We start from the raw sequence: 11,422 nt of genomic DNA, 5'->3' as shown, positions 1-11,422 counted from the left end.
GCGCGCGCCCATCTCTGCGGCGAGCTTGGCGGGGTCCGGGCCGGGGCGTGCGGCGGTGTCGATCACGATCGACGGAAGGCCCTCGGCGCGGCACAGGCGGGCCAGATGCGACGTGTCCGCGGCCGCCTGCACCCGGTCGCCGCGACCGTCGAGCGCTATGTTGGCGCGGGCATCGGTCAGCAAGGCAAGTGTTGGGCTGAGGCCGTGGGCAGAGGATTGCCGGGCGAGGGTGAGCGTCGCCTCAAGCGCCGCGGCAAGCGGGGTGCCGCCACCGCCGGGCAGCCCGGCCAGCCGCCTCTTGGCCTGCACCAAGGCGCGTGTCGGCGGCAGGATCAACTCTGCCGTTGTACCGCGAAATGCGATAAGTGCGACGCGATCGCGTCTTGCATAGGCCTGTGCGAGCAGCAATTCGACCGCTCCCTTGGCCTCGGCCAGCCGCGCCAGCGCCGCCGAGCCCGAGGCATCGACGGCAAAGATCACAAGCCGGTCGGCGCGATCCTCGAACCGTTTGAGGTGGATGTCGGAGGGGTGGATGATGAGGCCCGGCGCGTCGGGCTGCGCCCGGCGGCGCAACGGCTGCCACGGGGCTGCACTGCGCAGGGTCGCAATGAGATCTATCCGCGCACGCCCATCGGGCGGGCCTTGCCGCGCGGGGAGGGGACGGCCCCGGCGTTTTGCCTTGCGTCTGGCCCCTGCACCCGAGCCCAACGCGCGGCGCGGTCCGGCGCGGTCTGTGAGCGTATCAAGAAGCGCAGGCGGCAAGAGGGCCGCTACTGCCTCGATCAGCATTTCGTCGGGAAGGTCGATGTCCTGAGCGTGGTTCTGATCGTCGGTGTCGGGGCTGTCTTCGGGTGTCTCGTCTTCGGGTTCGGGCGCTTGTGGTGTTTGGGTGGCGCGCGCGGGGTACACCAGTTCGGCCGCCTCGCGCAGCGCGTCAGGCGATACGCGGTCTTCGCCCTCAAGTGCCGCGATGGCGCGGGCCGCCCGCAGAGCGAGCCATGGCGCACGCGCGCTGTCGATGCCGAAGCTTGCGGCCAGGGCGGCGAGCGTTGCGATATCCTCATCGGTGTGGCTGATGAATGGCAGGCGTTCGCATGCCGCGCGGATCTCTGCAGGGGCGGGCATAAGGACACGTGCGGCCCGGTGCGAAATATCGTCGAGCCTGACATGCAGGGCGAGGCGCTCGGTGAGGGTGTGTGGCGCGGTCTCTTCTGCGTCTATGCCCTCGTCTAGCAGAATGAGCGAATGGCCCGGACTTTGGTCTAACAGTTGCGCCAGCCTCGCGGCCAGAGCGGGGGGGGTGCGTTCGGCCATGGGCAGGATAAGGCGGCCCGGGGTCTGCGCCAGCCCCGCGCTCTCGACAAGGCGACCCGCAGCCAGCGTGGCGGAGATATCTGCACCACCGAAGAGCTGCGTATCGCCAAGCTCCGTATGAATGCGCCGGCAGGGGCCGGGCAGGCGCGCCAGGGCGATCTCGAAGGCCTGCCGCACAGGGCCGGCGCGCGCGCGAAGGGTCAGACCGCGCAGCCCCTCGGGATCGACCGCGAGCAGTGCCAGTGCACGCAAGCCGCGCGCCCATGCCGGGCTGTCAGTCATCCCCAGACCTCTGTCATGGCGCGTGCGATGCGCGTGGCGCTGCCTGCCTCGTCCAGCGGGTCGCGGCGCAGCCGGTGGCTGAGCGCGAGCGGGGCCACCTGCGCCAGATGTTCGCGGCTGACGGCTGCGGTGCCCTCGTAGGCAGCAAGCGCGCGGGCGGCGCGCAAGAGCGTCAGTTCGCCCCGAAGGCCGTCCGCGCCGATCGCGATGCAGAGCGTGGCGCAATCGCGCAATGTGTCCTCGGGCGTGGCGATATTGCGCAGCGTTTCTCGGGCTGCGAGGATGGCCGAGCGGATACGGGCATCCTCGGCCTGCCAGATCTCCATGAACGCCGCTGTGTCGCGCTCATAGGCATCGCGGCGGCGGACCACCTCGATGCGTTCCTCGATGTCAGAGGGCGAGCGGACCTCGACCGAGAGGCCGAACCGGTCGAGAAGCTGCGGGCGCAATTCGCCCTCTTCAGGGTTGCCGGAGCCGACCAGAACGAAACGCGCCGGGTGACGGATTGACAACCCTTCGCGTTCGACCACGTTCTCGCCCGACTGGGCCACGTCGAGCAGCAGGTCGACGATGTGATCCTCCAGCAGATTGACCTCGTCGATATAGAGATAGCCGCGATTGGCCCGAGCCAGAAGGCCGGGCTGAAACGCCTTTTCGCCCAGCGTCAGCGCGCGCTCTATATCAAGCGCGCCGGTCACGCGGTCTTCGGTCACACCGAGCGGCAGGTCGACGACAGGGGTCGGGCGCTCGATGATCTCATCACTCGGTGGCGGGGCCCAATCTGGCGTGTCTGCGGGATGCTCTGCATTGGTCGGGCTGCCCGAAACCATGCGGATCGGCGGCAGGAGAGCCGCGAGCGCGCGCACCGCCGTGGATTTTCCGGTTCCCCGGTCGCCAAAGACCAGCACACCGCCCAAGCCGGGCTCTATCGCGGTCAGGATCATGGCACGTTTCATGTCGTCCTGACCGACGATGGCGGAAAAGGGGAAGGGTGCGATCATGGCTGTCCTTTGATGTTCTGGAGGGGGCTGGTGCCGCCCCATGTGCCGGCCTCGCCGGTGACGACGAAGCGCGCGTAGAGCTCTTCACGAAACCAGTCACCGTCGCGCACTGCGCGGATGGCCCGAGCATGCGGCCCGTCATGGCGCGCGAATGCCGCCATGCTGTCGGCGTCCGGCCAGATCGAGAACGTGACCTGGTGCAACAGGGGAACCTCGCCCACGCCGATCTTGAACGCGACATTGGGGTCGGCGCCGATCACTGCGCTGATGTCGGGGACCTGCGCCCAGAACCGCAACGCCTTGCGTGGCTTGACAGTGGCACGGGTCAGCGCCGCGATGGGGCCTTGTGATGGGCATTCGTCAGGATTGAAAGGCGCTTGTCCCGCCCAATAGCCGCGTGCGGAGGTCGGGCTGAGAAATACGGTCCAGCTTTCGCTCGCGCGGGCGAGATAGCGCCGAAAGATCGATGCCGAGCGGGTCTGCTTCCGGGCCGTCACGAGGTCGGGCCAGGTGGCGAGGATTGCGTAAACCGCCGTGTTGGGGATCGGGGTAAAGCCTTCGCCGGTGCCCGAGCCCAGAAGCTTCCAAAACCCGATATCCGGCACGCGCGGCAGCGACAGATGCGCCGCGCCCATCATGGCCAGCGCCCAAAGCCGGTCCATGCCACGAGAAAAGCGGAAGAAACTGAGACTGACGGTCTGAATGGCGCCGCTCCTTTGTTGGCTGTCAATTAAGTTTGACATGGTTTTCTGTGCAAGAAAAGGGTCGTCGGAAAGGATTGTCAATCAAACTAGACACATGTAGGCTGATCCTATGTTGACAAGAGTCGATCCCAGCCTGATCGAACAGGCCGCGCGCGCCGATGCGCCGCATGCGGTCGTGATCGGCGCAGGTTTGGGCGGTCTGGCCTCGGCGATGCGCCTCGGTGCCAAAGGCTACCGCGTGACCATACTTGACCGGCTCGACAGCCCCGGCGGCCGTGGGTCGAGCATCATGCAGAACGGGCACAGGTTTGATCTCGGCCCCACGATCGTGACCGTGCCGCAGCTATTCCGTGAGCTTTGGGCGGCCTGCGGGCGCGATTTTGATACCGATGTGGATTTGCGCGCGCTCGATCCGTTTTACGAGATTCGCTGGCCCGATGGCAGCACGTTCACCGCAAGGCAGGACCGTGAGGCAATGCGCGCCGAGGTGGCACGCCTTTCGCCCGGCGATCTCGCTGGCTATGATCGCTTTGTGCGCGACAGCGAGACCCGGTATTGGTTCGGGTTCGAGGATCTGGGGCGGCGTTCGATGCATCGCTTGCGGGATCTGATCAAGGTCTTGCCCACATTTGCGTGGCTGCGCGCGGATCGGTCGGTCTATGCGCATGCCGCGAAACGGATGACGGACGAACGGTTGCGTATGGCGCTCAGCTTTCATCCGCTCTTCATCGGGGGCGATCCGTTCAACGTCACCTCTATGTATGCGCTTGTCAGCCATCTGGAGTCGGCGTTCGGTGTGCATTATGCGATCGGCGGGGTCGATGCCATCGCACGCGCGATGGTGCGTGTGATCGAGACGCAGGGTGGCGTAATGCGGCAGGGGGCAGAGGTTGACGAGATCCTGATCCGGGCGGACCGGGCCTGCGGCGTGCGTCTGGTCGGGGGCGAGACGATCAACGCCGATATCGTCGTGTCCAATGCCGATGCGGGCCATACGTATGAGCATCTTCTGCGCAATCATAACAATCGGCGCTGGACCAAGGCGCGGCTCAAGCGCACGCGCTGGTCGATGAGCCTGTTCGTGTGGTACTTTGGCACGCAGGGCACGCGTGAAAAATGGGCCGATGCAGGGCACCATACGATCCTGAATGGTCCGCGTTACAAGGGACTGGTGCGCGATATCTTTCGGAAGGGCATTCTGGCCGATGACATGAGCCTTTATGTGCACCGTCCCTCGGTCACTGATCCGACGGTGGCGCCGGAGGGAGGTGACACGTTCTATGCGCTCAGCCCGGTGCCGCATCTGGGCCATGCCGATCCGGTTGACTGGGCGGCACAGGCAGAACCCTATCGTGAAAAGGTGCAGAAAGTGCTGGAAGAACAGCTATTACCAGGGCTCGGCGATCATCTGTCTGCGTCAGAGGTGTTTACCCCCGAGACATTCCGTGATCGTTATCTGAGCCCGCACGGCACCGGGTTTTCGATCGAGCCGCGCATCTTGCAAAGTGCGTGGTTCCGCCCGCACAACGTGAGCGAAGAACTGCGCGGCCTATTTCTGGTCGGGGCGGGGACGCATCCCGGCGCGGGTCTGCCGGGCGTGATTTCCAGTGCCGAGGTTCTGGCGCAGCTCGTGCCCGACGCGGTGCCGGTGGGGGTGGCGCGATGATCGCCCCCCGCGATCTGGAGCATTGCACGCAGGCGATCCGGCATGGATCACGGTCTTTTCATGCCGCCTCCAAGCTTTTGCCGCGCAAGGTGCGGGACCCGGCGCTCGCGCTCTATGCGTTTTGCCGTCTGGCGGATGATGCCGTGGATGAGCAGCAGGAAAAGGCCGCCGCCGTGCTTTCGTTGCACGAGCGTCTGGATCTCGCCTATGCGGGACGTCCGCGCAACGCGCCTGCCGACCGCGCCTTTGCGGCCATCATCGACGGCTTTGACATGCCGCGCGCGTTGCCCGAGGCCCTGCTCGAAGGGCTCGCCTGGGATGCGGAGGGGCGGCGCTATGCGACACTCTCGGACGTGCGGGCCTATTCGGCGCGGGTGGCGTCGGCTGTTGGCGCGATGATGTGCGTTTTGATGCGTGTTCGGGACCGCAATGCCCTGGCGCGGGCCTGTGATCTTGGCGTTGCCATGCAGTTGACCAATATCGCGCGCGATGTCGGAGAGGATGCCCGAGAAGGCCGCCTCTATCTGCCGACGGACTGGTTGGCCGAAGCGGGGAGGACGCCGGGTGCGTTTCTGGCCAAGCCCGCACCTGACCCGGATCTACGGCACATCGTGCGCAGGCTGTTGCAGGAGGCGAATGATCTCTACGCGCGGTCCGAGGCCGGAATCGCCGCACTGCCCCTGAGCGCCCGGCCCGGGATCTATGCCGCGCGGTTCATCTACGCCGGGATTGGCGGGCAGGTGCGCGCGGGCGGCTATGACAGTATTACGCGCCGCGCCCGGACCGATGGGCGGCAAAAGCTGGGCTGGCTGATGCTGGCGATGTTGCGGGCGGGCGGCACGCTGGTCTTGCCGCGCTCGCCTCTGATTTACGCGCGGGCGCTCCCCGAGACCGAATTTCTGGTGAGGGCTGCGGCGCGCGATGCGGCGCGCGCCACCGATTGGAGCGATACGCTCTACGAGGCCCTGGCGCGCCTCAAGGCGCAGGATATCGAGCGCGAGGCGGGCTTGAGCCGTGAACCGGGGCAGGTTAGAGAGACCGCATGATATGGATCACATTCGGTATTTTTCTGGCGGCCTGTTTTGCGGCAGGCTCGACCGGCGGGTTGTTTCCGCCGGGGGATTGGTATGCACGCCTGAAAAAGCCGTGGTGGACACCGCCGAACTGGCTGTTTCCGGTCGCATGGACCACGCTTTATGTGTGCATGGCGGCTGCGGGTGCACGGGTTGCGCTTAGCCCGGGCAACGGCATCGCCATGGCGCTATGGTCCTTGCAAATCGCGCTCAACGGGCTGTGGACGCCGGTGTTCTTTGGTCTTCGGCGCATGCGGTTGGGGCTGATCGTCCTGTCTGCGTTGTGGCTGTCTGTGGCATCAACGCTTGTGGCGCTGTGGATGGTGGACTGGATCGCGGGGGCGCTGTTTGTGCCGTATCTTGTCTGGGTCAGCGTTGCAGGGCTGCTCAATCGCGCGGTGCTGAAGCTCAACCCGGACGCGGTGAGCTGAAGACAAGCCTGGAGCCGGGGCAGTCCGTCATCGAGCGGGTAGGATTTCACGGCAAGGAGCGGCTGGTCCCCGTCATGCTCGAAAGCAAAGACTTGCGCCCGCCCGTCGTCGCCTGGCGTCATGGTGTCGGCCTGCACTGCAATTGCCGCGATGCCGATCAACGCGGCAAGACTGAGAGCGTGGAACACCGCGCGTTTCATTATTTGGTCCTATTCTGATTGCGCATGTAAACCTGCTTAAAATTGTCAGGTAATGGCGAGGCGTCATCTGGTCACACCAAAGGGCGCGTGATAAAGCCGCGTAACCTGCCTGAAGAAGGACGCCCCATGCCCGACAGATTGCCTGCCACACGCCCGATCAAGAGACCGGAATTCATCGCCATGATGGCGATGATGGCGGCCACCGTGGCGTTTTCCATCGACGCGATGCTGCCGGGCCTGCCGCATATCGCGCAATCGCTCACCCCCGACGCGCCGAACCGCGCGCAGCTGATCATCACCGCTTTTTTGTTGGGGCTGGGGCTGGGCACCTTCGTGTCGGGGCCGCTCTCGGACAGTTTCGGGCGCAAGCGGGTGATCCTGGGCGGGGCCGCGATCTATATTACCGGGGCGGCGCTTGCGATGATCGCGCCCAGCCTTGAGACCCTGCTCGCGGCGCGCGCGATCCAGGGTGTTGGGGCGGCGGCGTTCCGCATCGTCTCTATCGCGATCATTCGCGACCTTTATGCCGGGCGCGACATGGCGCGGCTGATGTCCTTCGTGATGATGGTCTTTGCCCTCACCCCCGCCATGGCCCCGCTTCTGGGGGCAGGCGTGATCGCCGTGGCGGGCTGGCGCGGGGTGTTTGCGGCATTCATTCTCTTTGCCAGCATCCTGTCGGTCTGGATGGTGCTGCGCCTGCCTGAGCCGCTGGCACCGCAGACCCGCCGCCCGTTTCGCGCGGCCCCGCTTTTGGCTGCGCTGCGCGAGGTGCTGGCCCATCCCGTCACCCGCACCGCCATCGCGGTGCAGATGCTGTGCATGACCACGCTGTTCACCTCGCTCAGCATGGTGCAGCCGGTGTTCGACGAGGTGTTTCACCGCGCCGACAGCTTTCCCTACTGGTTCTTCGTGATGGCGCTGATCGCGGGCAGCGGCAGCTTTCTCAACTCGCGCCTTGTCATGCGGTTGGGGATGGAGCGGATGGTGCGCGCGGCGCTGACCGCGCAGATCGGGCTCTCGCTCGCCGCCATCGCGCTGTGGCAGATCGGCCTGCCGCCGGATGCGCAGTTCGGCGTGTTCGTGATCTGGCAGACATCGGTGTTCTTTCAGGCCGGGCTCACGCTCGGCAATCTCAACGCGCTCGCCATGGCGCCGATGGGGGCCATCGCGGGGATGGCCGCCAGCGTGACTGGCGCCATCGCGACGGTGGGCAGCGTGGTGATCGCCATTCCCATCGGCCAGCAATTCAATGGCACGCCGATGCCCGCGCATCTGGGCGTATTGGGCGCGGTGTTGGCGGGCTACGCGCTGATGCACCGGCTCAAGACGCGGACGGCGCAGGCTGTATAACGCAGGTTTATTTTGTATACTGTCGCATACTATCTTTCCCGCGACCGCATTTTCCGATAAGACAGCGCCAATCCAAGCGAGTCGCGGCGCGCGCGACACCGTGCAAATCCAGATCGGAAAGGACACCCGATGGCCAATACCTCCACTCCCGATATCGTCTATACCAAGGTCGACGAGGCCCCGGAACTCGCCTCTGCCTCGCTGTTGCCGATCATCCGCCGCTTTGCCTCTGCCGCCGGTGTCTCGGTCGATACGCGCGACATCTCGCTCGCCGGTCGCATCCTCGCCGCCTTTCCCGATCACCTGACCGAAGATCAGCGCGTCAGCGACGATCTGGCCGAACTGGGCGAACTCGTCAAAACCCCCGGCGCGAACGTGATCAAGCTGCCCAATATCTCGGCCTCCGAGCCGCAGCTGGTGGCCGCGATCAAGGAGTTGCAGGGTCAGGGCTACGCCCTCCCCGATTACGCCTACGATCCCAAGACCGAGGACGAGAAGGCCGCCCGCGCGCGCTATGACACGCTCAAGGGCTCTGCCGTGAACCCGGTCCTGCGCGAGGGCAATTCCGACCGCCGCGCCGCCGCCGCCGTCAAGACATTCGCGCAGAACAACCCGCACCGCATGGGCGAGTGGTCCGCTGACAGCAAGACGCGCGTCGCCACGATGGGCGCGGATGATTTCTTTTCCAACGAGAAATCCGCCACCCTGCCCAAGGACAGCGGCGCAAAGATCGTGCTGGAGACCGCGGGGGGAGAAACCGTGCTCAAGGACGGGCTGAGCTATCCGGCGGGCACTGTCGTGGATGCCACCTACATGAGCGCCAAGGCGCTGGACGCCTTCCTCGCCGAGGAGATCGAAAAGACCAAAGCCGAGGGCATCCTCTTTTCGTTGCACATGAAGGCGACGATGATGAAGGTCTCGGACCCGATCATTTTCGGCCACGCGGTGCAGCAGTTTCTCGCGCCCGTGTTCGAGCAATATGGGTCGGAAATGAAGGCGCTCGGCGTCTCGCCCGATGCCGGGCTCGGCGACCTGCTGGAGCGCGTCAAGGACAAGCCCGAAATCCTCAAGGCCATCGACGCCTGCATGGCCGACCGCCCGGCGATGTATATGGTGAACTCGGACAAGGGCATCACCAACCTGCACGTGCCCTCGGATGTCATCATCGACGCCTCGATGCCCGCGCTGATCCGGGGTGGCGGCAAGGGCTGGGGCCCGGACAATAAAGAGCACGACGCGGTCTGCGTGATCCCCGACAGCAGCTATGCCACCGTCTATGACGAGGCGATCAGCTTTTTCAAGGCGACCGGCAAGCTGAACCCCGCGACCGCTGGCACGGTGCAGAATATCGGCCTGATGGCGCAGAAGGCCGAGGAATACGGCAGCCACCCGACCACCTTTGAGATCCCGGAAGGCGGCACCGTCAAGATGATCCTCGATGACGGCACCGTGCTGCACGAGCATTCCGTCGCGGCGGGCGATATCTGGCGCTCGGCCTCGGCGCGCAAGGCGCCGATCGAGGATTGGATCACCCTCGCCATCGAGCGGCAAAAGGCGACCGGCTATCGCGCGATCTTTTGGCTGGATGCCACCCGTGCCCATGATGCGGAGCTGATCTCTTACGTGACCCCCATCTTGGAAGCCGCTGGCGTGGCTGACAAATTCGAGATCATGGCCCCGCGCGAGGCGACCCGCGCAAGCCTCGAGACGATCACCAAGGGCGAGAACACCATCGCCATCACCGGCAACGTGCTGCGCGACTACCTGACCGACCTGTTCCCGATCCTGGAGCTTGCCACCTCGGCCAAGATGCTCTCCATCGTCAAGCTGATGAATGGCGGCGGGCTGTTCGAGACCGGCGCGGGCGGCTCGGCCCCCAAGCATGTGCAGCAATTGCAGGAACAAAACCATCTGCGGTGGGATAGCTTGGGCGAATTCTGCGCGCTTGGTGAAAGCCTCAAGTTCCTCGCCGAGACCCATGACAACGCCCGTGCCCGTGTGCTGGGCGAGGCGGTCGAGGCGGCGACGCAGGGCGTTCTCGATCACGGCCGCTCGCCAAGCCGCAAGGTCGGCGAGCCCGACAACCGCGACAGCCATTACTGGTTTGCCCGCTACTGGGCCGAGGCGCTGGCGGCGCAATCCGACGACGCGGCATTGACCGAGGAATTCGGCCCGGTCGCCAAGGCGCTTGCCGAAAACGAGGCCAAGATCGTGGGCGAACTCGCCGCGGCACAGGGCAGCCCGGCGGATACCGGCGGCTATTACCATCCCGATCTTGAGAAACTCGCTGCCGTGATGCGGCCCTCGGCGACGCTTAACGAGATCATCGGCTGAAAAAAGGCGCGGGTCATGTCCGCGCCGCTTGAGACGTCACGCGACCGGGGCCTTGCTTGAGGCTCCGGTCGGTGCACGTTCGGTCACTGACCCCGATTGTGGGTCTGTGCATACATCGTCGCGATCATCCGGCTTGCGGTCTTTTCGAACAGGCACGGGATCACCGCGTGAATCAACGCGGCACAGGCCGCCGCAAAGAGCCGCAGCGCGAACCGCCCGGCGAATACCGCATGCTCGACATAGCTTTCCTCCACCTTGCGGGGATGCTCCAGAAACAGCCTCGAAATCATCTGTTGGTCCTCCTGTTGGTTGGCTGGCGCCAAGCTATGCGAGTCCCTGCGTGACATTATCCCAAATTTCTCGCAATACTTCTTGGTATTGGGATAATTTCCACAAGGTGCGCCGGAATATGACAGAACTGGACGATCTCGACCGCAGAATCCTGACAGAGTTGCAACGCCGTGCCGATACCCCGCTGGATGCGCTCGGGCAGGTCGTGGGGCTGTCGCGCAATGCCTGCTGGCGGCGGATCAAGGCAATGGAGGCGGCGGGCGTCATCCGCGCCCGGGTGGCGCTGCTCGATGCCGCGATGGTCGGTCTGCCGCTGACCGTCTTCATGCAGATCCGCGCGGCGGCGCATGATGCCGACTGGCTGGGGAGGTTCGCCCGTGCAACCCGCGCCATGCCGCAAATTCAGGGGGTTTACCGCATGACCGGAGATCTTGACTACCTGATCTGCGCGCGGGTCGCGGATATGGCGGATTACGACCGGCTCTACCAGACGCTGATCGCGCGGGTGCCGATGGGCGATGTTTCGGCCAGCTTCGTGATGGAGGAGATCAAGCACAGCACGGAATTGCCGTTGTTTGAGGGGTGATGGGGCGGGGGTGTTTGGCCTGGAGCGGACATTGGGGGGTCAGAAACAAGCCGCGCGGTGCCTGACCGCCGGGTGGGCGCAGCAACCTCTGTGGATCGCACTTTATGCCAGCCAAACACTCCCGCGTTTTCAATGGCTTGAAACGTTGCAAAAGCGCCCGCCCGAGGGGGCGGTCGGGCGCTGCGCGGCG

General features: G+C 65.1%; 10 protein-coding genes. 6 read left to right on the top strand and 4 right to left on the bottom strand.

The window, feature by feature from the left end; translation table 11 throughout:
• The 3 genes from Q0X85_RS00775 to crtA all read right to left on the bottom strand — a co-directional run.
• A partial coding sequence (locus tag Q0X85_RS00775; RefSeq protein WP_297767677.1) for a magnesium chelatase subunit D occupies positions 1–1,596 on the bottom strand: 1,596 nt, incomplete at its 3' end.
• On the bottom strand, positions 1,593–2,597 hold the full coding sequence (gene bchI / locus Q0X85_RS00770; RefSeq protein WP_297767675.1) for a magnesium chelatase ATPase subunit I: 1,005 nt from the start codon (positions 2,595–2,597) through the stop codon (positions 1,593–1,595). The genes Q0X85_RS00775 and bchI, both read right to left, overlap by 4 nt.
• Complete coding sequence (gene crtA, locus Q0X85_RS00765) at positions 2,594–3,340, bottom strand: spheroidene monooxygenase (RefSeq protein WP_297767673.1); 747 nt, start codon at positions 3,338–3,340, stop codon at positions 2,594–2,596. Before crtA ends, bchI begins: the two co-directional genes overlap by 4 nt.
• 70 nt (positions 3,341–3,410) lie before the next feature.
• On the opposite strand from crtA, the gene Q0X85_RS00760 reads away from it, so the two are divergent.
• The 5 genes from Q0X85_RS00760 (at position 3,411) to Q0X85_RS00740 (ending at position 10,355) form a co-directional block, all read left to right on the top strand.
• Complete coding sequence (locus Q0X85_RS00760; protein ID WP_297767669.1) at positions 3,411–4,967, top strand: phytoene desaturase; 1,557 nt, start codon at positions 3,411–3,413, stop codon at positions 4,965–4,967.
• Positions 4,964–6,013 (top strand): 15-cis-phytoene synthase, encoded by a 1,050-nt coding sequence (crtB, locus tag Q0X85_RS00755; RefSeq protein ID WP_297767668.1) that lies wholly within the window; start codon positions 4,964–4,966, stop codon positions 6,011–6,013. The genes Q0X85_RS00760 and crtB overlap by 4 nt, the downstream gene beginning before the upstream one ends.
• Complete coding sequence (locus tag Q0X85_RS00750; protein ID WP_297767666.1) at positions 6,010–6,471, top strand: TspO/MBR family protein; 462 nt, start codon at positions 6,010–6,012, stop codon at positions 6,469–6,471. Before crtB ends, Q0X85_RS00750 begins: the two co-directional genes overlap by 4 nt.
• 326 nt (positions 6,472–6,797) lie before the next feature.
• Entirely contained in the window at positions 6,798–8,021 is a 1,224-nt protein-coding gene (locus Q0X85_RS00745) for a multidrug effflux MFS transporter (protein ID WP_297767664.1), read from the top strand.
• 129 nt (positions 8,022–8,150) lie between these two features.
• Positions 8,151–10,355 (top strand): NADP-dependent isocitrate dehydrogenase, encoded by a 2,205-nt coding sequence (locus tag Q0X85_RS00740; RefSeq protein ID WP_297767661.1) that lies wholly within the window; start codon positions 8,151–8,153, stop codon positions 10,353–10,355.
• Positions 10,356–10,438: 83 nt separating this feature from the next.
• On the opposite strand, the gene Q0X85_RS00735 is transcribed toward Q0X85_RS00740, so the two are convergent.
• Positions 10,439–10,645, bottom strand: a complete 207-nt coding sequence (locus Q0X85_RS00735; RefSeq protein ID WP_297767658.1) for a DUF6356 family protein — start codon at positions 10,643–10,645, stop codon at positions 10,439–10,441.
• A 119-nt stretch (positions 10,646–10,764) separates the two neighbouring features.
• Here Q0X85_RS00735 and Q0X85_RS00730 point away from each other — a divergent pair, with 119 nt between their 5' ends.
• The gene (locus Q0X85_RS00730; protein WP_297767655.1) at positions 10,765–11,232 is read left to right on the top strand and encodes an Lrp/AsnC family transcriptional regulator; all 468 of its coding nucleotides are present in this window, start codon (positions 10,765–10,767) and stop codon (positions 11,230–11,232) included.
• Positions 11,233–11,422: the final 190 nt, after the last annotated feature.

It is taken from the genome of uncultured Roseovarius sp. (assembly GCF_947259555.1).
In the GTDB taxonomy this organism is placed as follows: Bacteria; Pseudomonadota; Alphaproteobacteria; order Rhodobacterales; family Rhodobacteraceae; genus Roseovarius.
Note: the sequence above shows the minus strand (reverse complement) of the source record. Positions and strands in the feature narration are given on the sequence as shown.